The sequence below is a fragment of the Catenuloplanes niger genome (genome assembly GCF_031458255.1).
In the GTDB taxonomy this organism is placed as follows: Bacteria; Actinomycetota; Actinomycetes; order Mycobacteriales; family Micromonosporaceae; genus Catenuloplanes; species Catenuloplanes niger.
In genome coordinates this window covers 9338736-9363912 of the sequence record NZ_JAVDYC010000001.1, presented here as the reverse complement: position 1 = coordinate 9363912, position 25177 = coordinate 9338736, and the positions used below count along the sequence as shown (strand labels likewise).

At 74.6% G+C, this 25177-nt stretch carries 26 protein-coding genes and 1 riboswitch; of the genes, 9 read left to right on the top strand and 17 right to left on the bottom strand.

What is annotated here, in order from left to right; genetic code table 11:
- Positions 1–85 precede the first annotated feature (85 nt).
- The 3 genes from J2S44_RS41165 to J2S44_RS41155 all read right to left on the bottom strand — a co-directional run bounded on the left by J2S44_RS41165 (position 86) and on the right by J2S44_RS41155 (position 3793).
- Positions 86–1579 carry a pectate lyase family protein gene (locus J2S44_RS41165; RefSeq protein ID WP_374728057.1) on the bottom strand — a complete coding sequence of 498 codons (1494 nt, stop codon included), beginning with the start codon at positions 1577–1579 and terminating at the stop codon, positions 86–88.
- 214 nt (positions 1580–1793) lie between these two features.
- On the bottom strand, positions 1794–2936 hold the full coding sequence (locus J2S44_RS41160; protein WP_310428807.1) for a serine/threonine-protein kinase: 1143 nt from the start codon (positions 2934–2936) through the stop codon (positions 1794–1796).
- A gap of 11 nt (positions 2937–2947) precedes the next feature.
- Positions 2948–3793, bottom strand: coding sequence for a helix-turn-helix transcriptional regulator (locus J2S44_RS41155; RefSeq protein ID WP_310428805.1), 846 nt, complete (start codon positions 3791–3793; stop codon positions 2948–2950).
- Positions 3794–3917: 124 nt separating this feature from the next.
- Between J2S44_RS41155 and J2S44_RS41150 the strand changes: the two genes are divergently transcribed.
- Entirely contained in the window at positions 3918–4916 is a 999-nt protein-coding gene (locus tag J2S44_RS41150) for an aldo/keto reductase (protein WP_310428804.1), read from the top strand.
- Positions 4917–4937: 21 nt separating this feature from the next.
- Here the strand turns inward: J2S44_RS41150 and J2S44_RS41145 are convergent, their stop codons facing one another.
- On the bottom strand, positions 4938–6143 hold the full coding sequence (locus J2S44_RS41145) for a citrate synthase (RefSeq protein ID WP_310428802.1): 1206 nt from the start codon (positions 6141–6143) through the stop codon (positions 4938–4940).
- A 67-nt stretch (positions 6144–6210) separates the two neighbouring features.
- On the opposite strand from J2S44_RS41145, the gene J2S44_RS41140 reads away from it, so the two are divergent.
- Positions 6211–7302, top strand: coding sequence for a citrate synthase 2 (locus J2S44_RS41140; RefSeq protein ID WP_310428800.1), 1092 nt, complete (start codon positions 6211–6213; stop codon positions 7300–7302).
- Positions 7303–7368: 66 nt separating this feature from the next.
- Here J2S44_RS41140 and J2S44_RS41135 read toward each other — a convergent pair whose 3' ends face one another.
- From J2S44_RS41135 to J2S44_RS41125, 3 genes are all read right to left on the bottom strand, one after another.
- The gene (locus J2S44_RS41135; RefSeq protein WP_310428798.1) at positions 7369–8163 is read right to left on the bottom strand and encodes a hypothetical protein; all 795 of its coding nucleotides are present in this window, start codon (positions 8161–8163) and stop codon (positions 7369–7371) included.
- Complete coding sequence (locus J2S44_RS41130) at positions 8160–8738, bottom strand: RNA polymerase sigma factor (RefSeq protein WP_310428796.1); 579 nt, start codon at positions 8736–8738, stop codon at positions 8160–8162. The genes J2S44_RS41135 and J2S44_RS41130 overlap by 4 nt, the downstream gene beginning before the upstream one ends.
- A gap of 138 nt (positions 8739–8876) precedes the next feature.
- Positions 8877–9290: a DUF6924 domain-containing protein gene (locus J2S44_RS41125; protein ID WP_310428794.1), complete on the bottom strand. Its 414-nt coding sequence runs from the start codon at positions 9288–9290 to the stop codon at positions 8877–8879.
- A gap of 138 nt (positions 9291–9428) precedes the next feature.
- On the opposite strand from J2S44_RS41125, the gene J2S44_RS41120 reads away from it, so the two are divergent.
- Together J2S44_RS41120 and J2S44_RS41115 are read left to right on the top strand one after the other, a co-directional pair.
- The gene (locus J2S44_RS41120; RefSeq protein ID WP_310428792.1) at positions 9429–9827 is read left to right on the top strand and encodes an NUDIX hydrolase; all 399 of its coding nucleotides are present in this window, start codon (positions 9429–9431) and stop codon (positions 9825–9827) included.
- Positions 9828–10031: 204 nt separating this feature from the next.
- A complete protein-coding gene (locus J2S44_RS41115) occupies positions 10032–10838 on the top strand; it encodes a nitroreductase/quinone reductase family protein (protein WP_310428790.1) in 807 nt (268 codons plus the stop codon).
- Positions 10839–11308: 470 nt separating this feature from the next.
- Here the strand turns inward: J2S44_RS41115 and J2S44_RS41110 are convergent, their stop codons facing one another.
- Positions 11309–12304, bottom strand: coding sequence for an ArsR/SmtB family transcription factor (locus tag J2S44_RS41110; RefSeq protein WP_310428789.1), 996 nt, complete (start codon positions 12302–12304; stop codon positions 11309–11311).
- Positions 12305–12370: 66 nt separating this feature from the next.
- On the opposite strand from J2S44_RS41110, the gene J2S44_RS41105 reads away from it, so the two are divergent.
- Complete coding sequence (locus J2S44_RS41105; protein ID WP_310428787.1) at positions 12371–13555, top strand: MFS transporter; 1185 nt, start codon at positions 12371–12373, stop codon at positions 13553–13555.
- A 340-nt stretch (positions 13556–13895) separates the two neighbouring features.
- The gene (locus J2S44_RS41100; protein WP_310428785.1) at positions 13896–14918 is read left to right on the top strand and encodes a hypothetical protein; all 1023 of its coding nucleotides are present in this window, start codon (positions 13896–13898) and stop codon (positions 14916–14918) included.
- On the opposite strand, the gene J2S44_RS41095 is transcribed toward J2S44_RS41100, so the two are convergent.
- The 6 genes from J2S44_RS41095 to J2S44_RS41070 all read right to left on the bottom strand — a co-directional run bounded on the left by J2S44_RS41095 (position 14890) and on the right by J2S44_RS41070 (position 20025).
- Positions 14890–15684: a GNAT family N-acetyltransferase gene (locus J2S44_RS41095; protein WP_310428783.1), complete on the bottom strand. Its 795-nt coding sequence runs from the start codon at positions 15682–15684 to the stop codon at positions 14890–14892. The two genes, J2S44_RS41100 and J2S44_RS41095, sit on opposite strands and share 29 nt — an antisense overlap.
- Before the next feature lie 9 nt (positions 15685–15693).
- Positions 15694–16308 (bottom strand): nucleotidyl transferase AbiEii/AbiGii toxin family protein, encoded by a 615-nt coding sequence (locus J2S44_RS41090; RefSeq protein ID WP_310428781.1) that lies wholly within the window; start codon positions 16306–16308, stop codon positions 15694–15696.
- On the bottom strand, positions 16200–17207 hold the full coding sequence (locus J2S44_RS41085) for a hypothetical protein (protein WP_310428778.1): 1008 nt from the start codon (positions 17205–17207) through the stop codon (positions 16200–16202). The genes J2S44_RS41090 and J2S44_RS41085 overlap by 109 nt, the downstream gene beginning before the upstream one ends.
- A 70-nt stretch (positions 17208–17277) precedes the next feature.
- Entirely contained in the window at positions 17278–18135 is an 858-nt protein-coding gene (locus tag J2S44_RS41080) for a bifunctional 5,10-methylenetetrahydrofolate dehydrogenase/5,10-methenyltetrahydrofolate cyclohydrolase (RefSeq protein WP_310428776.1), read from the bottom strand.
- A gap of 15 nt (positions 18136–18150) precedes the next feature.
- A riboswitch (ZMP/ZTP riboswitch) is annotated at positions 18151–18233 on the bottom strand.
- Positions 18234–18297: 64 nt separating this feature from the next.
- On the bottom strand, positions 18298–19068 hold the full coding sequence (locus J2S44_RS41075) for a maleylpyruvate isomerase family mycothiol-dependent enzyme (protein WP_310428774.1): 771 nt from the start codon (positions 19066–19068) through the stop codon (positions 18298–18300).
- A 39-nt stretch (positions 19069–19107) separates the two neighbouring features.
- Entirely contained in the window at positions 19108–20025 is a 918-nt protein-coding gene (locus J2S44_RS41070; RefSeq protein ID WP_310428772.1) for a LysR substrate-binding domain-containing protein, read from the bottom strand.
- A 69-nt stretch (positions 20026–20094) separates the two neighbouring features.
- Here J2S44_RS41070 and J2S44_RS41065 point away from each other — a divergent pair, with 69 nt between their 5' ends.
- Complete coding sequence (locus J2S44_RS41065) at positions 20095–21108, top strand: DMT family transporter (protein ID WP_310428770.1); 1014 nt, start codon at positions 20095–20097, stop codon at positions 21106–21108.
- Here J2S44_RS41065 and J2S44_RS41060 read toward each other — a convergent pair.
- Both J2S44_RS41060 and J2S44_RS41055 read right to left on the bottom strand, forming a co-directional pair.
- Positions 21009–21905: a helix-turn-helix domain-containing protein gene (locus J2S44_RS41060; protein WP_310428768.1), complete on the bottom strand. Its 897-nt coding sequence runs from the start codon at positions 21903–21905 to the stop codon at positions 21009–21011. The genes J2S44_RS41065 and J2S44_RS41060 overlap by 100 nt on opposite strands.
- 88 nt (positions 21906–21993) lie before the next feature.
- Complete coding sequence (locus tag J2S44_RS41055) at positions 21994–23031, bottom strand: hypothetical protein (RefSeq protein ID WP_310428766.1); 1038 nt, start codon at positions 23029–23031, stop codon at positions 21994–21996.
- Positions 23032–23079: 48 nt separating this feature from the next.
- Here J2S44_RS41055 and J2S44_RS41050 point away from each other — a divergent pair, with 48 nt between their 5' ends.
- Positions 23080–23694 (top strand): TetR/AcrR family transcriptional regulator, encoded by a 615-nt coding sequence (locus J2S44_RS41050; RefSeq protein WP_310428764.1) that lies wholly within the window; start codon positions 23080–23082, stop codon positions 23692–23694.
- Between the two features lie 5 nt (positions 23695–23699).
- Complete coding sequence (locus tag J2S44_RS41045) at positions 23700–24437, top strand: PP2C family protein-serine/threonine phosphatase (protein ID WP_310428762.1); 738 nt, start codon at positions 23700–23702, stop codon at positions 24435–24437.
- A gap of 92 nt (positions 24438–24529) precedes the next feature.
- Here the strand turns inward: J2S44_RS41045 and J2S44_RS41040 are convergent, their stop codons facing one another.
- A complete protein-coding gene (locus tag J2S44_RS41040; RefSeq protein WP_310428760.1) occupies positions 24530–25030 on the bottom strand; it encodes a DUF6624 domain-containing protein in 501 nt (166 codons plus the stop codon).
- Positions 25031–25177 lie beyond the last annotated feature (147 nt).

Genomic DNA, 25177 nt, shown 5'->3' with positions numbered 1-25177 from the left:
GCGAGCGTGAACGCCGACCGGGCGCGCACGCAACGGTGGACGGGGGCCGCCGTGCGGCGACCCCCGTCCGTTCGGTGCTCGATCGTCAGGAGGCGTAGGTCTCGAACTCCGCCACTCTCGGCGTACCGGACGCGCCCGTGATCTCGAATGTGATCTTCTTGGCCGACGTGGCGCCGAACGTGATCACGCCGGCGCCGGACCCGGTCTTCAGCACCGCGCCGGTGTCGCCGTTGAGCACGCGGTACGCCCCGATCAGCCCGGTCGCGCCGGCCGCCTCGCGGATGTTGATCCGGGAGACGGACGTGGCCGACGACCACTTGACCGAGATCGAGCCGGTCGTCCCGCTCGGCGACCAGTACGTGGCCGGATCGCCGTCCTTGACGTTGCCGTAGCTGGTGCCGGCGGCCTTGCTGGAGCCGTCCGCGCCGGCGGAGAGGCTGAGGTTCGTGCCGGACGGCGGCGGCGTGGTGGGCCCGCCCGTGGTCGGCGGCGGGGTCGTCGGGCCGCCCGTGGTCGGCGGCGGCGTGACCGGGCCACCGGTCGGCGACGTGGGCACGCAGTTGCCGTTGGAGACCTGCAGGCCCTTGTTCGCGCCCGCGGTCTGGGCCACGATGTTCGGCACGCAGCTCGCGCCGTCCAGTGTGTACGCGTACGGGATGCTCACGGTCGTGGTCGACGTGACGTTCGGCCCGGCCGGCTTGTGGTCACCGCTCGCGGCCGACCAGGTCACGTTGTCGAAGATGTTGCCACTGACCTGCCAGTAGCCGGCCTCGGTGGTGTAGAACGTACCCAGGACGTCCTTGGAGTCCTTGAAGTAGTTGTTGTCCACCTTCGCCTTGCCGCCGGCCCGCGAGTTGATCCCGGACTCGACCAGGTTCGTGTACGAGTTGTTGTAGATGTGCGCGGTCCCGCCCCGCAGCAGCGGCGTGCGCGAGTCGATGTTCGAGTACGCGTTGTGGTGGAACGTGATGTAGTTGTTCCCGGTGTCGCTCTCGCTGGAGCCGATCAGCCCGCCGCGGCCGGAGTTGCGCAGGATGCTGTAGGACAGCGTGACGTACTCGACGTCGTCCTTCATGTCGAACAGGCCGTCGAAGCCCTCGTCCTCGCCGCCGGACGCCTCCAGCGTGACGTGGTCGACCCACACGTTGCGCACCGCGCTCTCCATGCCGATCGCGTCGCCGCCGTTCGACGTGGGCGATCCGGACTTCTTGACGTTCCGCACGGTCACGTTCTGAATGATGATGTTGCTCGAGTTGCGGATGTGGATGCCGAGCTGGTCGAAGACCGCGCCCGAGCCGACGCCGAGGATGGTGACGTTGCTGATGTCCTTCAGCTCGATCACCCCGGCCGCGGTGTTGCAGCTGTCGCCGGACACCTTCGTCGTGTTGCCGTGGTTGATCGTGCCGGACACCTGGATGATGATCGGCGTGCTGCTGCTGGCCCGGTTGCACAGCGCAGCATGGATGGCGGTGCCGGTGCTCGCGGACACGACCTGCCCGCCCTGGCCGCCGGTGGTGCCGCCGTTCTGGGTGGCGAATCCGGTGACGCCACCGGTCGCCGCGTTCGCCTGCATGGGCATCGCGACGGCCAGTGCACCGCCGATCGCGGTGACGGCGACGGCCGTCCCGATTCCGAGAGCCGCTCGTGGTTTCACGTGTCGATCCCTTTCGCCTGATGGCGTACGGCGTGTGCCCCGGCACCCTGGGCGAGGTGGCGGGCACGCCTTGACGCGCTTCTGGAAAGCGCTTTCCGAGCGCTCAGGATAGAGAACGATCGATCGGAAAGGCAAGGGTTCAGTACGGCCAGCGGCCGGCGGCCCGCGCTCGCGCCACGGTCCGCGGCGCCGCCATCCGCATCAACTGCGCGTGCCGGCCGGCCCGCGACGCGATCTCCGACGCGGGCGGGCCGAGCCGGGACAGCAGCGGCGCGGCCTCGGACAGGTGGGCCACGCCGTCCGCCCACCGCCGGCCCAGCGCGGCCACGCCGGCGCACATGACCAGCGTGTTCGCGTACTCCCAGACGGTCATCGGATCGGCCTCGGTGACGAACGCGGCGCGCAGCGTCCGGGCCCGGTCGGCCAGCGTGGCCGCCTCCGCCAGCAGCCGCGGCGGTCGCGCGCCCCGGGACAGCGTGGCGGCGTGCGCGTTCGCCAGGTTGTGCAGCGCGGTGCCGACCGCGCGGCGCACCGGGTCCTCGGTGGCGTGCTCACCCCGGCGGATCGCCTCGCCCAGCAGCGTGACGCGCTCGTCCGGCTGCCCGGCCGCGGCCGCGATCTCACCGGCGTCACACAGGTGGACGACGACGTGCTCCAGCGCCTCCACCCGCGCGTCCGGCCACCGTCCGGTCACCCCGCCGGGCCGGTCCCCGGCGGCGGCCGGCCACCACACGGGCGCATCGTCGCCGGTCCGGCCCGGCGCGCCGGCCGGCCACCACGGGAGCGAATCGTCGTCGAGGCGGCCCGGTGCACCGGCCGGCGGCCGTGCGGGCGCATCGTCGCCGGTCCGGTCCGTCGCACCGGCCGGCGGCCGCGCGGGCCGGTCGGCGCCGGGGTGCCGGGTGGCCGAGCCGTGCGCCGGCCGGGCGCCGTCCGTACCGTCGCCGGTGGGTGGGGTCCCGGCCGTCAGCCGGTCGAGGTACGCGACGGCGAACGCGACCGACAGGCGGGCCGGTTGCAGCGCGGCGGCCGGGCGGCCGGCGGCGTGCCGCACCTGCGCGAGCCGCCACAGCGCGCGGCCCAGCACCCGCTGGAGACCGGCGTGCCCGGCCGTGCCCCGGGCCGCGGTCTCCGCCACGGTCGCGTCCGCGACCAGCCGGTCGAGCAGCGCCTCCGACTCGGCCGGCCGGGCACCGCCGCGCGACATCGCGATCGCCTCCGCCAGCCGCGCCGCACACTCGTCCAGGGTGGCCGGTCTGCGCCGCCACGGCATTCGCACCATGCCGGTCGATGTTAGAGGCCGCCCGCGGGGAATGTCTCGGTGCCGAGCACGAGCAGCAGTTCGAGGCTCTCCCGGGTTGCGGCGTCCGCCGGGGTGAGGAGCAGCAGCAGCTGGCCGAGGTCCGGCGTGAGCAGCGTTTCGCAGTCCATCAGCAGGGTGCCGACGGTCGGGTGCACCAGCACCTTCCGGTCGGCCCGGCCGACCGTCACCTCGTGCGCGGCCCAGAGCCGGCGGAACTCCGTGCTCGCCGCCGCGAGGCGGGTGACCAGCCCGGTGATCACCGGGTCGCCGGGCTGCCGGCCGAAGACGGCGCGCAGGTCGGAGACGAGACGCCGGGACTGGACGGCCCGGGCGGCGACCGGATAGATCTCCCGGGCGGCGGGCTCGGTGAACCAGCGGTGGACCAGGAACCGGCGGTCGCCGGCGAACCCGGTGAGGTCGCCGAGGAGCAGCCGGGACGCGCGGTTCTGCGCCAGGACCTCGCCGAGATCGGAGGTCACCCAGGCGGGGTTGTCACCGAGCAGATCCAGCATGCGCAGCAGGCCGCCGCGGGCGATCCGGGCGGCGCCGGACGTGGGCGGCGGCTGGTGACCGGCCAGGTGGAACAGGTGCGCACGCTCGTCGTCGGTGAGCCGCAACGCGCGGGACAGCGCGGTCAGCAGCTGCGTGGAGGGCTGGCTGCTGCGGCCCTGCTCGAGGCGGACGACGTAGTCGACGGACATGCCGGCGAGCATCGCGACCTCCTCGCGGCGCAGGCCGGCGGTGCGGCGCCGCGGACCACCCTCGATGCCCGCGTCGGCGGGCCGGATCGCCTCCCGGCGCCGGCGGAGGAAGTCGGCGAGCTGGTCACGCTGCATGCACCCATGGTGCCCAGGGCCGTGCGGCGCATCCAGGGAGGGCCGCTCCCACGATGAGCGCTCCGCTCCCGCCGGGCGCGATCCCGGCGCACGGTGGTGACGTCCACACGACAGGGGAGACCGCATGCAGACACGACACCTGGGCACGACCGGACCGGCCGTCTCCGCGCTGGGACTCGGCGCGATGGGCATGTCCGACTTCTACGGCACGGCCGACCGCGCGGAGAGCATCGCCACCGTGCACGCGGCGCTGGACGCGGGCATCACGCTGATCGACACCGCGGACTTCTACGGCATGGGCCGCAACGAGCTGCTGCTGGCCGAGGCGCTGCGCGGCCGGGACCGGGACGGTTACTTGCTGAGCGTCAAGTTCGGCTCGCTGCGCGGGCCGGACCACGCCTTCGGGCCGATGGACCACCGGCCGGCGGCGGTGCGCAACTTCGTGACCTATTCGCTCGCCCGGCTCGGCGTCGACCACATCGACGTGTACCGGCCCGCCGGGCTGGACCCGGCCGTGCCGGTCGAGGAGACGATGGGCGCGATCAAGGACCTGATCGACGCCGGGTACGTCCGGCACGCCGGTCTCGGTGAGGTCGACGCGGCGACGATCCGGCGGGCCCACGCGGTCACGCCGATCGCCGACCTGCTGATCGAGTACTCGCTGATCTCCCGCGCGGTGGAGGCGGAGATCCTGCCCACGCTGCGCGAGCTCGGCATCGGGCTGACCGCGTACGGCGTGCTCAGCCGGGGGCTGATCTCCGGGCACTGGCGCGCCGGGCACGTGGCCGGGCCGGGTGACGTGCGCGGTGTGTTCTCGCCCCGGTTCGCCGACGGGAACGTGGCGCACAACCTCACGCTGGTCGAGGCGCTGCGCCGGGTCGCGGACGCGCGGGGCTGCACGGTCGCGCAGCTGGCCATCGCCTGGGTCGCGGCGCGGGGCGACGACGTGGTGCCGCTGGTCGGCGCGCGCACCCGCGGCCGGCTGGCCGAGGCGCTGCCCGCCGTCGACCTGGACCTGGGCCCGGACGTGCTGGCCGCGATCGAGGCGGCCGTGCCGAAGGGTTCGGCCCGCGGCGACCGCTACCCGGCGGCCATGATGCCGCACCTGGGGGCCGGCAACTGATGCCGTGCCGCGGCGCGCCGGTCACGGGTGCAGCGTGCCGCCGTTGAGCGGGGGCAGTCCGGCGTAGCGGCCGCTGGGGCGGAACCGGCTGGGCTGGTCCGCGTACTCCTCGATGGCGTGCGCGATCCACCCGGCCGTGCGCGCGACCGCGAAGATCGCCTCGCCGGCGTCGTCCGCCATGTCGTGCCGCAGCGTGAACGCGGCCAGCGCCAGGTCGATGTTGGGTGCGACGCCGGCCCGCCGGTGCATGGCGGTGGCGATCGCGGCGACCGCGGTGGCCTCCGCCGAGTCGGCCGGCAGCAGGCCGAGCAGCACGGCGGCGCGCGGGTCGCCCTCCGGGTAGAGCGGGTGGCCGAACCCGGGCACGCCGCCGCCGGTACGCAGCCGGTCGGCGATCGCGCCGAGCGGGTCACCGCTGTCGATCGCGGCGCGCAGCATCTCGGCCGCGAGCCCGCTGGCGGCGCCGTGCAGCGGGCCGTCCATCGCGGCCAGCCCGGCACCGACCACCGCGTACGGATGGGCCCGGGTCGACGCGGCGACCCGGGCCGCGAACGTGGACGCGGCCAGGTCGTGGTCGGCGAGCAGCACCAGGGCGGCGTTCAGCGCGGACACGTCCGCGCCGGACGGTGCGGTGGCGGTGAGCCGGCTCCACAGCAGCGCCGCGAGACCGTCGCCGGCCGGGCCGGCGCGCTCCGGCAGCGCGGCCACCATGGTGTGGATCAGCGTGCGCGCGGTGGCGACGACCGCGGCCGGGGTGGTGTCGAGCCGGAGCGGGTCGGTGGCGCCGAGCGCCGCGACGACGATCCGGAGCCGGTCGGTGAGGCGCGCGGTCGCGGGCAGCGGAGCGGTGACCGCCCGGGCGAGCGTGAGCAGCCGCGGCGGGACCGGCGGGAAGGGTGCCGGGTCGCCGAGCTCGCCGGTCCACAGCAGCCCGGCGGCGGCCTCGTACCGCTCGTCGCGGGCGAGCGCGCTCACGTCGTACCCCCGGTAGAAGAGGCGGTTCGTGGTGATCAGCGTGATGCCGGTGTGCACGGCGGGGGCGCCCGGACGCTCCGCGGCACGCCCGCGGGCGGACTCGAACGCGCGCACGTCCGCCTCCGCGAACAGCGTCTCCTTGCCGTTGGCGTTGCGGCGCCCGGCGAGCAGTCCACGACTGACGTAGGCGTAGACGGTGGTGCGCTTGACGCCCAGCCGCCGGGCGACCTCATCGGTGGTCAGCATGCGCATGTGGCCATCTTCTCATGTTGACTGGATCAACATTGACAGGTTGATTGTGCTGGCCGACAGTCAACACATGACTACCGTGAACCCGGGCCTGGCCGGCGTCGTCGCGTTCGACACCCGCATCGCCGAACCGGACCGCGACGGCGGCGCGCTGCGCTACCGCGGCATCAACGTGGAGAAGCTGATCGGCCGGGCGGGCTTCGCGGACGTGTGGGGCCTGCTCGCCGACGGCGACTTCACCAGCCCGCTGCCGCCGGCCGAACCGTTCGCGCTGCCGGTCCACTCCGGTGACATCCGCGCCGACATCCAGGCCGCGACCGCGATGATGGCGCCGTACTGGGGGCTGCGCCCGCTGATCGACATCGACGACGCGCAGGCCCGCTCCGACCTCGCCCGCACGTCCGGCATGATGCTGTCGTTCGTCGCCCAGGCCGCGCGCGGCGTCGGTCTTCCCGCCGTACCGCAGCGCCGGATCGACGAGGGCCGCGGCATCACCGAACGCTTCATGATCCGCTGGCAGGGTGACCCGGACCCGCGCCACGTCGAGGCGATCGACCGCTACTGGATCTGCGCGGCCGAGCACGGCATGAACGCGTCCACGTTCACCGCCCGCGTCATCGCCAGCACCGGCACCGACGTCGCGGCCGCGCTCTCCGGCGCCGTGGCCTCGATGTCCGGCCCGCTGCACGGCGGCGCACCGTCCCGCGCGCTGGAGATGGTCACCGAGGTGGAGAACTCCGGTGACCCCCGCGGGTACGTCCGGCAGGTCCTCGACTCCGGCCGCCGGCTGATGGGTTTCGGTCACGCCATCTACCGCGCCGAGGACCCCCGGGCCCGCGTCCTGCGTGCCGCCGCCCGTGAGCTGGGCGCGCCGCGGTACGAGGTCGCGCTGGCGCTGGAGGAGGCCGCGCTGGCCGAGCTGCGGGAGCGCAAGCCCGACCGGGTGCTGGAGACCAACGTCGAGTTCTGGGCCGCGATCGTCCTCGACTTCGCCGGTGTCCCCGCGGACCTGTTCACCCCGCTCTTCACGTGCGCGCGCACGGCTGGCTGGAGCGCGCACATCCTGGAGCAGAAGACCCTCAACAAGCTCATCCGCCCGTCCGCGGCCTACGTCGGACCCGCGGACCGCAACCCGTCCGACGTCCCCGGCTGGCACTTCTGAGGACCCGCCGGCCGGCCGGGTGGCCGGGACCCCGTGCGAGGTCCCGGCCGCCCGGCGCGCGGCGGATCAGCCCAGACGCGGCGCGTCGTGCAGGTCGCGGGCCGAGATGCTCGGGATGGTGGTGCCGTCGGTGAGGGTCAGCGTGAGCGCGGTGCTGTTGGTGGACGACTCCTCGACGCCCTCCGGGTACCAGACCAGGAAGTAGCCGTCCTGCAGCGACGCCTGGACGGTCCGGGAGTCCGAGCCGGTGATCGTGACGGTGACCGCGGTGACGTCGCTGCCGACCCGGCCGGTCATCAGGCGGGCGTGGCCCTCCGCCGTCCGGAACTGCGGCCAGGCCTGCATCTCCACGCCGGTCCGGCCCAGCTCGGCCGCGGTGACCGGGGCCTCGAACTGGCTCGGCGAGAGGATCGCGCCGTCCGCGGCACGGAAGCAGGCGATGGTCCACCCGTCGGTGATCACGCTCAGGTAGGCGTAGTCGCCACGGGTCTCCCCGATCACCCGGCCGGCGCGCGCCTCGTCCAGCGAGTAGCCGGCCGCGGGCACGCAGTCGTCGACGATCGCGGTCGCCTCGGCCGCGGGCAGCGGTGCCGGTGCCGGCGTCCAGGACGCGAACGCGGGCTCGGCGCCGAGGTGCGGCACCGCGATCGTGGCGCCGACCGCGGCCACCGCCACCACGCCGGCCGCGAGCGCGAGCCGGGTCCGGCGCACCGTCGCTCCCGGCACCGCGCCGCGGGGCATCGGGGCCGGCGCGGCGGCGACGATCCGGTCCGCCATCGCCTGCGCGGACACGGAGTGCACGCGGGACGGCACCGGCTCGGCCGCGTCGCGCAGGGCGGAGAAGACGTCGGGACGGTTCATGCGGAGGCTCCAGTCTCGGCAACGCGGCCCGCGGCGGCGTTGGGGGCGGTGGACGGGGTGGGGATCGGGCCGGCCTGGTCGAGGTGCCGGCGCAGACGCCGCCGGGCACGCATCAACCGCACGCTGAACGTGGCCCGCGTGATGCCGAGGACCTTCGCCGCCTGCGACCCGGTCAGGTCCTCGAACACGGTGAGCGTCAGGACCTGCTGGTCGTCCGGGCTCAGGTGCCGCCAGGCCTGCACCAGGTCGAGCCGGGCCGCGACCCGGTCGGACTCGGTGCGGGCGACGGTGTCCGGCTCCCGGAGGATGCGCAGCGCGAGACTCTGCTGCCGATGGTCACTGCGGCGCGAGTTGCGCATCGTGTGGTACGCGACCGTGAACAGCCAGGCACGGGCCTCGTCACGGGGGACAGGTACGTCCGCGAAGCGCCGCCAGGCCACCAGGAACACGTCCGCGACCACGTCCTCCGCGACCGCCGGATGTGTCCGGCGCTCCACGAAGAGCAGCAGATCGTCGTACGTGTCCCGGAACAGTTCCCGGAACGCGCCCGCTGGATCGGGGGTGGATGGGTTCACATCCCTCACATGTCCCACACCCGCCCGGCCGCTACAGCTCCCACGGCTCCGTCGTGCGGAAACCCCGTGCCGGGACCGCCCGGACGTGCGCCCGGTGCACGGGCCCCGGCGCCGGGCGGCCCCTGAAAGCGGGAGCGGTCAGACGCCGCCGCGGTAGACGCCACCCCGGCCGGCCGCGCGGGCGTAGCCGGCGAAGTCCGTGGTGGCCAGGTCGAGGTTCGTCTGCACGCTGAAGACCTCGTCCGCGATGACCCGGAACGCGCGCCCGGGCTCGTCGGCGAGGTCGACCGCGACCACCGGGTACTCCGGGTCGCGCAGCGCCTCGCCGTCGACCAGGAACGCGATCGCCAGGTCCTCGTCGCCCTCGGCCAGCCGGACCAGGCCGCCGGGCGTGAGACCGTCGTGCGCGCGGTCGTCGAGGAACATCATCGACGCGCGGTAGTCGTCCAGGTGACGCTGCAGCGTCTTGCGGAACGTGTCCCAGGCCGCGTCGTCCGTGAAGTCGGTGCGGATGAGCAGGCCTTGCGCGTCCGGGGGGATCGGGAGGGTCATCATGTCCTCGGGTGAATCGGGTCAGGTGCCATGCGGGCGCCAGACTACAACGCGGTGAGCTGCGCACCCTCCGGTGGACCGCACGCCGCGCCACACCCTTTCGGGTCGCGGCGGCCCGGGCGAGGCAGGATGTGGCGCATGCGCATCATCGACAAGGTCGCCTGGCTCCGGATCGAGGACGGCCGCATCCTCTCCACCCGCTCGCACGGCAAGGACGTCTTCTACTTCCCCGGCGGCAAGCGGGAACCGGGAGAGTCCGACCTGGACACGCTGACCCGGGAGATCGCGGAGGAGCTGACCGTGACCGTCGATCCGGCGACCGCGGTCCCGGCCGGTGTGTTCGAGGCCCGGGCGCACGGCCACGCGGAGGACGTGCTGGTCCGGATGACCTGCTACACCGCGGACTACACCGGCGCGCTGAGGCCGGCCGCGGAGATCGCCGAGGTGGTGTGGCTGACCTACGCCGACCGGGACCGTACGTCCCCGGTCGACCGGATCATCTTCGACCACCTCCGGGAAAAGGGACTGCTGAGCTGAGCACCGTCGAAAACGGGGTTGCTGAGCCACCCGTGCGCCACTACAGTCACGAACCGTGACTGCCGGGTCGGCCTTTGGCCACTACCGGATCGGGCGCCCGGCCGGCGCGTGATCCTTCGGCGGGCCCGTGGCCCGCCCCTCCTCTGTCTGCACCTTCACGCCTCCTTTCCGAGCGCCGCGAAACAGACAGGGGATACAGCGCGCGTGTCTGACGACTTCAACAGCCGCAACATCGAGGAGTTCCGGGCCAACCGGGGCCGGATCGCGCTCTTCGGCGACGCCCGGCTGCTGCTGCTCACCACGACGGGCGCCCGCACCGGGCGCCCGCACACCACCCCGCTCGGCTACCTGCCGGACGACGAGTTCCGCCTGCTCGTGGTCGCCTCCGCGGGTGGCGCCGACCGGCACCCGGCGTGGTACCACAACCTGCGGGCCGACCCGAAGGTCACCGTCGAGGACGGCATCTTCACCTACCCGGCCGTCGCCGAGGTGATCACCGGTGCGGAGCGCGAACGGCTCTTCGCCCGGATCGTCGAGGCCCAGCCCGGCTACGGCGACTACCAGCGCACCACGAGACGCGTCCTGCCCGTGGTCGCGCTGCGCAACGCGTCGGAGGGCCCGCCACGCGCCGGCACGTCGTTCGGCGAGACGCTCAAGGCGATCCACGACTCGTTCCGCCGCGAACTCGCGCTGGTCCGGTCCGAGGTCGCCGCCGCCGGCCCGGCACTCGGCGCGCAACTGCGCGTCAACTGCCTCGCGGTCTGCGGCGGCCTGCACGTCCACCACCGCGGCGAGGACCGCGGCATCTTCCCGGCCGTCGTGGCCCGCTCACCCGAGCTGGCCCCGGTCATCGAACGGCTCACCGCCGAACATGTGAAGATCGCCGCCCTGATCGACGAACTGGAGGCCGCGGTCCGCACCGACAACCCGCTGCCGCAGGTGGAGCGCCTGATCGACGAGTTGGAGGCGCACCTGCGCTACGAGGAGGAGATGCTGGTCCCGGTCCTCTGAGCCCACGACCCGCCGGCGGCGAGACGCAGGACCCACACACCTTTCGTCCCGCTCCCGGCGTGGTCACCTACCCAGTGCTCCCGCGGGCACCGGTCGTCGCTGGCGCTCCTCCCTGCCGGTTGGGCGGGCGGCCGGCCCACAAACCCGGTACCGGTCGCCGTCGCGGCGCGTGCCGCGGCGACGGCAGTCGTGGTTCTGCCCCGGCCGAGACGTGACCGCTCCGGCGCCGCACATCAGCGGCGACGGGGTCGTGGTTCCGTCCGGGCCGCGGCGGGACCGGCTGCCGCCGTCGCGGCCCGTGAGCGGCGACGGCAGCCGCGGTTCTGTCCCGGCCACGGCGGGACCGGCTCCGCCGCCGCGGGCGGAGCGGAGCGCCGGCGGAGCCGGAGCCCTCGGCGCGGTTGGCCCGCGGGAGCGTGCGGACCGGGCCACGCCGGGAGCGGGAAGAGAAGATTCTGGGTGTGGGGTCGTCAGGCCTGGGCCGGGGACCCGCCGGTGGCCGCGGCCGCGTCGATCAGGGTGCGGCCGGCGGCGGTCAGCGAGTAGAGGACGGAGCGGCCGGAGCGCCGGCGCAGGACCAGGCCGGCGTCGAGCAGGATGGCCAGGTGGCGGCCGACGCTGCCGAGCGCGAGGCCGGTCAGCGCGACCAGTTGCGTGGTCGACTTCGGCGGGTCGAGCAGCATCAGGAGCCGGGCGCGGACCGGGCCGAGCAGCCGGGCGAGCGCGTCCGGGGCCGGCCGGGACGGGCCGGTCAGGGCCAGCGGCGCGGACGCCGGATAGGTGATCGCCTGGCGGCCGCGGTCGCGTTCGTCGCCGGCGACCCAGCCGCGGCCGACCGTGATCGGCACGAACAGCAGCGTGCCGGAGACCTCGCGGGGCGGGTACCGGGCCGCGTTGATCTGCAGGCGACCGTTGCCGAGCCAGCGCATGTCCGCCTTCAGGTCGGCGAGCGCGGCCACCCAGCCGCCCTGGGTGAGCTGCCGGGTGCGGGCCACCACGTCGGCCTCCAGGATCCGCCGGCGGCGGGACCAGTCCGGCGCGATGGTCGTCTCCCACACCCATTCCAGCAGTTCCGCGACGAGCGGGCCGGGGGCCAGCGCGCCGAGCACGTCCGGCGGTGACGGGCCGCCGGTGAGCGCGAGCGCCCGGGCGATGTCCGCGTGGGCGTGCGCGTCCGGGGTCCGGCGGATCCGGTCGATCTCCTCCGCGATCGGGCGTTCCGTCACCGCCTGCGGCGGCGCGACGAAATCGGCCAGCCAGCCGGGCCGCAGCGACGCCGCGAGCACCAGTCGCAGGTCGGGCCGGTCGTCGATCCACCGGCGGTACGCGGCCCGGTGCGCCGCGACGAAGTCATGATCACCGCCGCCCTTGTGGAGGCGGAGCAGCGCGCCGGTCGCCTCCGCCACCGGGGAGATCACGAACCGGGCACCGGCCAGCGTCTCGGTGTCGATCTGCCACCACGTCATCGTGTTTCTTTCGCCTCCCCGCGAAAGATTAACGTCCGCCGCGCCGGCCTTCGCAGACTGCCGATCATGCATACGTACGGTGCGCTGTTCCGCACGCCCGAGTTCCCGCCGCTGTTCGTCGTCGTGTGCGCCGGCGCGTCCGCGTCCACGATCGGCGGCCTCGCGCTCGCCACGATCGTCTTCGCCGGCACCGGATCGCCGCTGCTCAGCGCGATCAGCATGTTCGGCCCGGCCGCGGCACAGCTGCTCGGCGCCACGCTGCTGCTGTCCGTCGCGGACCGGGTGCCGCCCCGGGCCGCGCTGGCCACCTGCGCCGCGCTGTCCGCGTGCTGCCTGGCCGTGCTCGCGATCCCGGGCCTGCCGCTCGCGGCCGTGTTCGGCCTGCTCGGCCTGATGGGCCTGGTCGCGTCCGTCGCCGGCGGCGTCCGGCTCGGCCTGCTCACCCAGGTGGTGCCGGCGGACGGCTACCTGCTGGGCCGCTCCGTGCTCAACATGTCGGTCGGATCCGTGCAGATCCTCGGCTTCACGGCCGGCGGCGCACTGCTCACCGTCCTGCCACCGCACGGCGTGCTGGCCCTGGCCGCCGGCTGCCAGCTGCTCGGCGCCGCGACCGCGCTGCTCGGCCTGCGGCCCCGGCGCCCGCGCGCGTCCGGGCGGCCGTCCGTGGCCGCGACCTGGCGGGCGAACGCACGCCTGCTGTCGTCCGTGCCCCGCCGGTACGTGCTGGTCGCGCTCTGCGTCCCGAACGGCCTGATCGTCGGCGCCGAGGCGCTGTTCGTGCCGTACGCGCCGGCGCACGCCGGAATCCTGCTGGCCGCGGCCGCGCTCGGCATGCTCACCGGCGACGTGCTGGCCGGCCGGTTCCTGCCCCGCGCGTGGCGGGACCGCGCCGGAGCGGCCCTGCGCCTGCTGCTCGCCGCGCCCTACCTGCTGTTCGCGGCCGGCCTCCCGCTGTGGCTCGCGGCCGTGCTGACCGCGGTCGCGTCGGTCGGCTACTCCGGCACGCTGGTGCTGCAGGAACGCCTGATCGCGCTGACCCCGGACGACCTGCGCGGCCAGGCGCTCGGCCTGCACTCGTCCCTGATGATGGGCATGCAGGCGGTCGGCGCCACCGTGGCCGGCGCGGCCGCCGAACTGGCCGGGTCCGCCGCGATCGGCATCACGGTGATGGCGGTCCTCTCCATCACCGTCACGCTGCTGGTCACCACGGGCCTGCGCACCCCGCTCCCACAGCCGGCCCCGGCCCACTGACGACCTCCCGGGCAGCTGCCGCGTCACCGGGCGGCCGACGCGGCTCGTCCCCGGTGCGGCCGTGGTGCGGCCCTGGGTGCGCCGGCGATCCTTCGGGCCGCTGGTGCGTCAGCGGCGGCCGGTCGGCGGAGCGGGCTCGTCCCTGCTGTCCGCGCATGCGCTGGGGGCCGTTGGGGTTCCTCCCTCCGGCGCGGTGGATTCGGCGGCGGGGTGGATCGGTGGCGGGTTTCTGCTCAGGTGCGGTTCGGGAGTGCCGACGGTGCACCAAACCCCGGACCAGCGCGAGGTGCCTGAGATGTCCTGCTCTTCGTGCGGTGCGCCGCGACCTGCGGATGCCGCCGTGACGTGCGCGGAGTGCGGCACCCGGTTCCCGGTGCGCGGACCGCGGCAGCTCACGCCGCTGTCCGCGCAGCATCCCGGCTCGTCCGGGTCGCCCGGCGTCCCGGACGGCGACACGGCGATCACCGTGCTCGACGGCGCCGTGGTGCCGCCGAGCGAGCAGAACGGACCGGTCGCGCTGACTCCGCGCCCGCAGCCGCTCCTCATCTCCGCACCGCCCCAGCCCGCGCTCACCACGACGCCGGCGAGCGTGCCGGCGCCGAACGTGCCGGCGGTGAGCGCTGAATGTGAGCGTGCCCTCGGCCGCCAGCAGCAGGAGGCATCGACGATCCCGGCGCCGGCAAGCGCGCCACCGGCGAGCGTGGCGTCGCCCGTCCCGGCGCCGGCGAGCACAACGGCAGCCAGCCCGGTCGCGGGCGGCCCGGTCGCGGGCGGCCCGGTTGAGGCGGGCCTGGACGGGGTCGGCCCGCGGCGTGCCCGGCCGCGCGCCGGAATCGTCGCCGTCGTGGTGGTCGCCGCGCTGGTCGTTGTCGCGGTCACCGGCCTCCTCGCCGTGCTCCGGATGCCGGCGCCCGCCGAGCCGGTCGGCGCCCCACCGGCGCCGGGCGCGTCCACGCCGGACACCACCGCGTCCGTGCCGGGCGGTGCCGTAGCCGCGCCGGACGGCGCAGCATCCGCGCCGGACGTCGCCGCGTGGAACCGGCGGGTGCTGGCCGCGCTGGACGCGCGCCTGTCCCGGTGTGCGACGCGGACCGACCCGTACATGACCGACTGCCCGTTCGATCTGCGTGCCGCGCCGGTGCCGCTCGCGAACGCGGCGGCCTGGACGCTGCTGCGCGCGCCGCGCGTGGAGGTGCGCGGCACCGAGCTGGTCACCACGTCGCCGGGCACGGTCGGGTTCCGCGCGACGCTGCTGGACGGCACCCGGCGGGACGGCACGCTGGAGTTCCGGGTGACCGGTTCCGCCGCGGTCGCCGCGGACGGCGTGATCCGGCTCAGTCTGGCGGAGTCAGTGGCTTCGTGAGCGCGAGCTGCGTGGTGCGCACGGTGTAGCCGCGCCGGCCGTAGAACCCGTGCGCCTCCGTGCGGTGCGCACCGGACCGGACGTACATGCTGGTCGCGCCGTGCCGTACCGCCCACCGTTCCGCGGTGGCCAGCAATGCGCTCCCGGCCCCGGCCCGCGTCTGCGCGACCGCGAGCCCGCCGAGTTCCGCGCGGGTGCCGACGATCAGGCTGTGCGAGATGAGTACGTGCACCCATCCGGTGATCCGGTCGGTGACGGCCACGTAGACGGCGTGCCCGCTGTCCGGCAACGTCCGCAGCCGCCCGGCCACGTCGGCCGCGCCCACCTCGTACCCCATGGTGGCGATCAGGGTGGTGAGGTCCTCGGCGTCGTCGGCGGTCGCCCACCGGATGGCGGCCACCGGCTCCGGCCGCCACGCGTGCGCCGGGAACTCCGGGTACGCCGCCTGAGCCGCCCGCACGGCCGGCAACCCGGCCGCCGCCGCGGCGCCCGGTGTCGCCCCGGAGGCCAGCAGCGCCGCGTAGTCGTCGAGGTCGGCCGCGAGCACCGCCGCCTCCCCGTCCGCGCCGAGGTAGACGACCGGCGGGTTCGCGTCGACCAGCCACAGTGCCACGCACCCGCCGGTGGTGTCGCGGGCCAGCACCCGGAACTCCGCGCCGGACACCCGCGTCGACGCGGTCCACGCCCGCCACCAGTCCCGTGTCCGGTCCGGACCCCACACCACCGGCTCGCAGCCGGCGGCCTCGTGCAGCTCGATCAGGCTCACGCGTCGACGCTAGTCCATCCCGTACGACCGGCGCAGTGCGGTGATCAGGCGTTGTTTCCAGGCGCTGTCGTCGCCGGTGATGTGCGGATATTCCAGGCGGAAGTTGTCCCAGTCGACGGACCATCGTTCCACCGAGTCCGGCCCGAACCGGTCGGCCTCGTGCATGATCTCCGGGCGGAGCAGGTCCCGGACCATCGCCGGGTCGACCGTGGTGTGCTCGGCGAGCAGTACCGCGTCGTAGAGGTCCTTGCCCTGCGGGTAGGAGTCCGACTCCAGCCAGCGCAGCTTCCAGCCGAGCGCGAGCGCCGGCGGGGCCGCGAGCACGACCGTGTCCGGCGCCAGGGCCAGCGGTTCCGGGGCCATCGGCAGCGCCTCGCCGAAGACGACGTCGATCTGCACGGACGTGTCCGGTGCCCCGTCGACCGGGACCGGGCAGACCAGCCGCCAGCCGGGCGCGTCGTCGTACGCCCAGATGATCTCCCAACGGACGCGTTCCGGCACGGGCGCCGCCGCGGTCAGGAACTCGCGCAGGTCCGGGTGGTCCGCCACGGTCTCCGGGATGACGACCAGGTCGACGTCGCCGGGTTCGCGGGCGGCGTCGCCGAGCTGGGCCCGGAGCGCCACGCTGCCGCGCAGCACGACCTGCGTCGCCCACTCGGACCCGGCGATCGCGTGCAGCATACGGTGCATGGCGGCGCGGCGGGCGCCGAGCCAGCGGGCGGCCCGCTGCGGGTCGTCGAAGACCGGCTCACCCGGTTTGATCGCCTCCTGGATGTGGACGGCCATCCGCGGTTCGAAGACGGCGTGCTGCCGGACGCCGGGCGTGCCGGGCTCGATCGGCAGGTAGGTGGCGGGGTGCCGGCCCGGCCCGGCCGGGGCGGCGGTGCGGAGCGGGCCGGCGGTGCCGGTGCATCGAGCCAGCCGTCGTCGAGGTGCAGCGCGGTGTCGTGGACGACGTACTCCTCCTCGACCTCGACGATCTCGTAGCCGGCCAGCGCGTCGCGCAGCGCGGCCAGCCGGGACCGGGCGGTGATCCGGCCCACCCGGTGGCAGCGCTGGGTGACGAACCGGTGCTCGCCGTCGGCGTCGCGGCGCCGGGCGTTGCGGGACAGCCGGGCCTGGTGCGGGGTGACGAGCGCGGTGATCGCGGCGAGCCGATCCGGTGCGGCGTCCGGCAGTCGCAGCTTGAGGTGGTGCTCGAAGTACCGGTGGTCGGGATCGGCGGCCGCGTCCGCGTCCGTCCGGGGCACGGCCGGGTTGTTCGGATCCGCCTCGATCTTCTCCCGGACGGCGTACACCCCGTGCTGGGCGAGCCGGTGCCGGCGGTCCTGCACCTGGGCGCGCACCTCGTCCCAGGAACCCTTGAGCGTGAAGGTGAGCATCGGCTGTGCCGGGGTGCGCCCGCGGTCGAGGACGATGTCGGTCAACTTCATGCCCTCGGGTGCGGCGACCTCGGCCATCCGGTGGTGGTCGTCCGCGCGCCCGGTCAGATGGACCTCGAAGTTCCCCGTCATGCCTCGCATGCGGGAAACCCTCTCACGGCCCGCAACCGAAACAGCCCGGGAGCACGGTGTGCTCCCGGGCGTGAACGGGTCAGGCGGTGGCGCGTTCCGCGGCCGCGACCGCGTTGCGGAACAGCATCGCGACCGTGGTCGGGCCGACGCCGCCGACCCGCGGGGTGATCGCGCCGGCGACCTCGGCGCAGCTCTCGTCGACGTCCGGCAGGATCCGGCGGCCCTCGTAGCGGACGCCGCCGCCGACCACGACCGCGCCCGGCTTGACGTGCTCCGGCTGGATGATGCCGGGCACGCCGGCGGCGGCGATCAGCACGTCGGCGCGCTGCGTGTACCGCGGCCAGTCGGCGACGCCGGTGTGCACGACGGTGACGGCCGCGTTCGCGGTCGGCCGCTTCTGCGCCAGCAGCATCGCGAGGGGACGGCCGAGCGTGGCGCCGCGGCCGAGGATGACGACCTCGCGGCCGGCGACCGGGATGTCGTAGTGGGCGAGCAGCGCCTCGATGCCGGCCGGTGTGCACGGCAGCGGGCCGGGCAGGCCGAGCGCGAGCCGCCCCATGTTCAGCGGGTGGAGGCCGTCGACGTCCATGTCCGGGTCCATCACCTGCAGCGCCCGGTCGTAGTCGAGGTGGCCCGGGATCGGGTACTGCACGAGCAGGCCGTGCACGTCCTTGTCGTCGTTGAAGCCGCGGATGACCCGCTCCAGCTCCTCCTGGGTGACGTCGCCGGGCAGGTGCGCGTGCGGCGACACGAAGCCCAGCTCGCCGGCCTGCTTCTGCTTGATGCGGATGTATCCGGCGCTCGCGTCGTCGTCGCCGACCAGGATCGTCGCGAGCGCGGGCGTCACGCCCTTGGCCTTCAGTGCGGCGACGCGCGCGGTGACGTCCTCCAGGACGGCGTCGGCGACGGGCTTGCCAGGGAGAAGTCGGGCAGACATGAGAACTCCTGCACCCGTGGGCGCCCAGGCGGTCGACGTCCCACGACGAGCTCCCCGATGGTCACTGCCATCCCCGTGCCGCCAGTCGCTGTCGCGTCCCAATATGCACCATGAGCACGCGCGGGCGCCAATCACACCAGCTGTTCTCCCGCTTCCGGGCCCCTACAGGGTGGTTGCCCGTGACCACTGGGCGACCAGGTCCGGGGAGCCCATCACGGTCGGGGCCGGGACGCGGTGCCACAGGTAGAGGTAGAGCTCGGCGATGCCGCCGAGGACGACCGCGTCGCCGTCGGCGGTGCTGGTGACGCGGCGCCAGCGGGAGCCGGCCGGGCCGAGGTCGACCCGCCAGATCTCGCCGGTGTCCGCCGCGGCCAGGATCAGCGTGCCGGTCAGCGGTGTGCCGTCGGCCGGCTGCAGGCGGCGCTGGATGGTGGGGTGGTGCAGCATCGTGCCGAGGAACTCCTCGATGCCGTCCCGCGCTATCGCGGCGTCGACCTGGGTCGGCTGCCGCAGCGCCTCGGCCGCGTCGAGGCCGTGCACGACCGCCTCGTGCAGCATGCGCCGGGGCCAGCCGGCCGCGCGCCGGTCGTGACCGAACGTCCAGACCGGCCGGTCCGGGTCGGTCGACTCGAGCGTGGCGAGCAGGCGCTGCGCGCCGACGAGCAGCCAGACGGTCAGCTCGCCGGCCTCGTGCGGGACCTCGGCGGCGAACGCGTCGAACGGCAGCCGGCGCGGCATGCCGGAGGCGACCATGGCCTCGGCCCAGCGGTGGGTGGCGCCGATGTGGCCGGAGAGCGTGCCGAGGTCCCAGCCGGGGCAGGCGGGCACGGCGGTGGCCGGGTCGGCGTCCGCGACGAGATCGACGAGGCGGCCGACGGCGCCGCGCAGGGCGGACAGGTGCCCGGCGTAGTCCAGACCCAACTCGGTACTCATTCGCAAAAACCTACCGGCGTACGGACGGTCGTTGCCACATCAGCTTCGGACCTGCGCGTCCAGGTCCCGCATGCGGGTGGTGACCAGCTCCGCGACCGCGCGGACCGCGGGGGAGAGCACGGCGTCGGGCCGGTGCGCGATCGCGAACGTCTCGTATCGGCGGGGCCGCAGCGACGTCCAGCCGAGCCCGTCCGGCAGCCGGTGGGCGCGCAGCACCCCGCGCCAGGTGACGGTGTCGGCGAGGCCGCGGGCCGCGATCTCCAGCGCGGTCTCCGGGTCCTCGACCTCCACCCGCGTGGTCAGCTGGTGGCCGTGTGCCTGCAGGTCGCGGGCGAGCCGGCGCCGGGTGGTGTCGTCGTCGCGGAAGCTGACGTCCGGCAGCACCAGCGGCGCGGCCGCGAGCCGGGCGGGCGTGACGGCCTGGGTGAGGCGCTCCGGGTCGGCGCTGACGTAGACGAGTTCGTCGCGCATCACCGGCGTGACCGCGAGCCCCTGGGTGGACGACCCGGACAGCGCGATCACGGCCGCTTCCAGCGTGCCGCGGCGCAGCTGGGCGGCGATCTGCGCGGAGTTCAGGCCGGCGAGTTCGAGCCGGATGCCGGGATGCCGGCGCAGCACGTCCTCGACCAGGCCGGCGCCGAGATAGAGGCGCGCGGTGCCGAAGACACCGAACCGGACCGTGCCGGTGAGGACCTCGCGGACGCCGGCGACCGCGCGGGTGCCGGCGTCGACCGCGGCCAGCGCGGCGGTGGCGTGCGGGATCAGCGCGTGCGCGGCCTCGGTCGGGGTCAGGCCGCGCCCGGCCCGCCGGAACAGGCGTGCGTCGATGCCCTGCTCCAGCAGTCTGACCTGCTCGGACAGCGACGGCTGGGCGTAGCCGAGCGCGGCCGCGGCGGCGGTGAACGAGCCGTGTTCGACGGTGGCCAGGAAGCACCGGAGCTGATGCAAAGTGACCAAGGTTTTTCCTTCGGCTGGTCAAGGAAACCAAGGCTACCTCTCTAGATCGTCGCTGCTTACCGTCATCCGGTGGGATTCGTGTTGTGCCTGGTCGCGGCGTCCGGCTTCGGGCTGGCGCCGCTGTTCGCGAAGCAGGCGTACGCCGGTGGACTGTCCGTGACGACGATGCTGACGGTCCGGTTCGCGCTGGCCGCGCTGCTGCTGTGGGCGATCGTCGCGATCCGGCGCCGCCCGGTCCGCCTGCCGGGCCGCACGCTCGCGGTCTGCGTCGGGCTGGGCGCGATCGGCTACGCGTTGCAGGGCGCGGCGTACTTCGGCGCGGTCTCGATGATCGACGCGTCGCTGGCCGCGCTGCTGCTCTACACGTACCCGGCGCTGACCCTGATCCTGGGTGTGTCGCTGCGCCGGGCGCGCGCGGACCGGCGGCGGGTGCTCGCGCTGGCCGTGTCCGGCGGCGGGCTGGTCATGCTGCTCGGTGCCGGCTTCGACGGCGGGCTGGGTGTGCTGCTCGCGTTGACCGCGGCCGGTACGTACGCGGTCTACCTGACCGTGTCCGAGACGCTGCCCGCGGACCTGGACGTGTTCCTGCTGACCGCGATCGTGTGCTCGTCGGCCGCGGTCAGCCTCGCGCTGGGCGGCGCGGCGACCGGGGGACTGCACGCCCCCGGCGCCGCGTCGGCCTGGCTGTGGGTGCCGGTGATCGCGGTGATCGGCACGGTGCTGCCGATCGCCGCGATGTTCGCCGGCGTGCGTCTCGTCGGCGCGTCCACGGCCGCGATCCTGTGCGGCCTGGAACCGGCGATCACGGTCCTGTCGACCGCGCTGGTGTTCGGTGAGCGGCTGACCGCGGCGCAGCTGGCCGGCGGCGCCGCGATCCTGGCCGCGGTGGTGATCCTGCAGCTGCCGGCCCGGAAGCCGGCGCCGGCCGCCGTGGCACCGGCCGCCCTGGCACCGGAACCCGTCGCCGCGCCGGTGCCGGCCGGTCAGGCCCCGGCGCGCAGCGCGTCGATCAGCCAGAGGAACGCGGGCACCTTCGGGGTGAACGGCTCCCAGCCGTTGATCGTGCCGAGCAGCGTCCAGTAGCGCTCCACCCGCAGGTCCGTGAAGATCGCCATTTCGTCCGCGAGCCGCCGGCGCTCCTCCGTCCCGAGATCGCCCACCAGCTCCCGGGCGATCTCCTGGCCGCGCGCGGAGTCCGGCGCGACCCCGCCGGCGAGCGCGCCGCCGGCCTTCTCCTGGACCGCGTTGAAGTCGTAGGCCGCCGTCAGCCGCGCCTGCGACGTCTCGCCGGCCACCGCCATCTGCCGGGTCCGGGCCCGGAAGTCCGCGTCGGTGACCAGCTCGGCCAGCTCCACCCACGCGTCGACCTGCGCGGGCGTCGGATCGTCCGGCAGGGACAACTGCCGCATGCCGGCCGCGATCCCGTAGCCCGGGCTCTGCGGGTCGACGCCGCCGAACGTGGCGTCCACGTACTCGTCGATCAGTTCCTGCCGCTCCCGCGCGGACAGCTGGGCCAGCTTGTGCATGAGTCTCATCTCCTCCGTCGTGCTGTTCCGGGCCGCGACCGACGCCAGCACCGCCCGCCGCACCCGCAGCAACTGGATCTCGGCGTCCAGCGCCCGCACGTGCGCGGCCGCCACGTCCGCGACGGTCCGCTGCCGGGCCAGCACCTGCTGCACCACGTCCAGGCCGAGGCCCAGCTCGCGCAGCGTCCGCACCAGCTCCAGCCGGGCCACCGCGGCCGCGTCGTAGAGCCGGTAGCCGCCCGCGGACCGCGTGGTCGGCGGCAGCAGGTCGCTGTCCGACCAGAACCGGATGGTCCGCACCGGCAGTCCGGTGCGCCGGGCCAGCTGCCCGATCGTGTAGAGCTCGTCGGTCACGGCGATCAGCCTGCGGCTTCCAGTGGGTGGAGAGTCAAAGCCCATTCTTGACGACGTGCCTGACCTGCGGGTACGCCGGGGCGGCCGCTCAGGAGGCAGCCGCGGCACGGGCGCGGCCGTACTCGGCCAGCGCGTGGAAGGCGGCCTTCGGCTCCCACGGCATCCCCGGGTACGCGGTCCCGGTGCGGCCCGGCGGGAGCACCCGCACGATCCCGAAGCTGCCCAGGTCGAAGTCGCGGTCCGGGTCGTCGGAGGTGGGCAGGTGCCGGCAGGCGAACGTGTACACGAAGGCGGTGTCCACGCCACCGGCGTCGTAGACGTCGAGCAGCTCACGAACGTAGCGGGCCTGCTCGGGTTCGTCACGCGTGACGGTCTCGGTCAGCCGGGCGGGCCGGGCGGTGCGTGCGTCGTAGCCGATGATGTCCGAGCGGCTGCCCCGGTCCGCGGCGCCGGTGAAGGCCGCGCAGCCGAACTCCGTGATCGCGACCGGTTTGCCGTGCGCGGCCAGGGCGGCGAGGTTCGCGGGCAGGGCCGCGGCGGTGCCCGCGTCGCGGTAGCCGGCGTCGGTGGCGACGATGTCGAACGGCGTCCAGTCCACCGCCTCCACAGGGAGCGACGCGTACCCTATGAGACCGCCGAACCGCTCGCGCGCACCCGCGGCGGCGCGGGCCAGCAGCGCGTTGGTCGCCCGCTGCACGCCCGGCAGGACGGCGCGGATCCGCGCCGGGTCGGTGACGGCCGCCGCCCGCTCGGTGAGGGTGTCGCCGGGCATCAGCCCGATCGTCATGATGCTGATCTCCGAGCCGGTGAGGAAGCGGACGGTCGCTCCGTCGCGCCGGATCCGCTCGGCGCGCTCCGCCGCGTCCAGGACGAATGCCAGCAGCTCCTCCGTGGTCAGGTCATTCGTGAAGGGGCAGTACCAGACCTCCAGGCCGGCGGCGGCCGCGGCCCGCGCGGCGACCTCCAGCCGGTCCGCGACGCCGCCGGTGATCCGGACCGCGTCGGCGTGCAGGTCCTCGCGGATGATCCGCATGTCCCGGGCGACGACGACCGGGTCGAACGGCTCGTGCGTGGTGGTGCCGAGATGGGTGAAGCCGGTGTCGTAGGTGACGCCCCAGGCGCGCATGCCAAACCTCCAATAGGGTACGGGGCGTACCGTAGTAGACTTCGTGCCATGGCGGAAGGGCAGCGGCGGCGGGGCACCGAACTGGAGACGGCGATCCTCCGCGCCGCCGCCGAGGAACTCAGCACGTCCGGATACGCGGGCATGACCATGGACCGGGTCGCCCGCCGCGCCGGCACCAACAAGAACGCGATCTACCGCCGCTGGCCGCACCGCGCCGCCCTCGGCATCGCCGCCTACAAACACCTCGCCGTCGCCCGCACCCCCGCCCCGGACACCGGCAGCCTGCGCGCCGACGCGCTGGAACTGCTCCGCCGCGCCAACGCCACCTGGTCGTCCCCGCACGGCACCGTCCTGCGCGACCTGCTGGCCGCGGCCGCCGACGAACCCGCGCTGCTGGACCTGCTCCGCGACCAGGCCGGCGCCGGCCCGATGAACGCCGCCTGGCTCACCCTGCTCAGCCGCGCCGTCGCACGCGGCGAGGCCGCCCCCACCGCCGTCCACCCCCGCGTCGCCGCGCTCCCGATGACGCTGCTGCGTGGCGAGTACGCGCTGCGCGGCATCCCGTCCGTCCCGGACGACGTCCTCGTCGAGATCATCGACGAGATCTTCCTGCCGCTGGTCCACGGCCGTGGCGCGCCGGCCCACGACCGCCCGGCAGGATGAGCGGCATGCGCACGACCATCCACGACGAGCGCCGCCTGCCGCACCCGGCCCTGCGGCTGACCGTCGCAGGCGCGACCTGTGCGGGCAACCGGTACCCGGCCAACTTCGACGTGCTGCACATCGGCGACTTCGCCGCGGTCGCGGACGGGATGGGCGCGGGCCGGGGAAGCGCGGCGGCCGGCCGGACCGCGATCACGACGTTCGTCGCGGCGGTCCCGGCCCGGCCGAGCGCGGAGACGCTGCGAGACGCCGTCGCGGCCGTGCAACGCGAGGTACGGGCGGCCGGGCGCGCGCTCGGCGGTGAACTCACCGGATGCACGCTGACCGCGCTCGTCCCCGGCCACGGCGACCTCGCCTGGATCGTCCAGCTCGGCGACTCCCGCGTCTACCGCCGCCGGGGGACACTGCTCGAACTGCTCACCACCGACCACACCGCCGCCTGGCTGGGCGCGGTCAACGGCTGGTACCCGCACGACTCGCCGCAGGCCCACGCGGCCCGCTACCAGCTGCACCGATACGCCGGGCACCCCGACGAACCCGAGGCGGACCTGATCGCGGTCACGCTGCGACCCGGCGACACCTATCTCGTCTGCACCGACGGAGTCGCCGAACAGGTCGACCATCACCGCATCGACGAGCACCTGCGCAAGCCGCTCGGCGACGCGGCCCGCGGCCTGATCGACGACTCCCTCACGGCCGGCGGCCACGACAACGCCACAGCCGCCCTGCTGCGCGTCGGTTAGACCGGCACGCCGGTCAGGCCGCGTCCCGGTCTGACCGCGCTGGGGCCCGGCCCGCGTCGGGTTTGCTGTGCGCCGGCCGGGCCGCGCGTGGGTCAGGCGGCCGGCACGCCGGTCTGCGCCGCGAACGACTCGATGCCCGCGGCGGCGCGCAACTCCTCCATCCGCTCCGGCTCCTCCAGCGGCCACGGCACCGGCCGGCCGTCACGAACCCCGGCGATCTGCGTGCCGTAGACCTGCCGCCGGCCCTCGTTGACCCGCACCCGGTCGGTCAGGAACGCCAGGTCACGCGCGGCGGCGCGGCCCTCCGCCACCGCCTCGGCCAGCATGGTCAACGCCAGCCGCTGCACGTCGAGGCGGTGATCGGCGTGCTGCGCCACCTTCCACGCGGCCTGCGACGCCTCCCGGCCGACCAGGTCGTCACCGGGCCAGCCGTGCACCTCCAGAATCTCGGCGAGCCGCTCCGCGTGCGCGGCCGTCACCCGCCGCCACGCCAACTGCGCCTCATGATCCTCCTGGTCGAGGGCCGCCCTCGTGACCTCCAGGTCGACGCGGCCCATCTCGATCAGCTCCGACTGCAATGCGGTGTCCGTCACCAGGCCACCCTAGGCACGGCCGGACGGCAAAAAATCGGACCAGGGTACGAGGGAAACCGGTCCCGGCCACCGATAGAGTTGAGGAACAGCGGGGGACACGAGGCCCCCGGGCGGGCGCTCCCGGGCGTACCGTGGCATGGTTTTGCT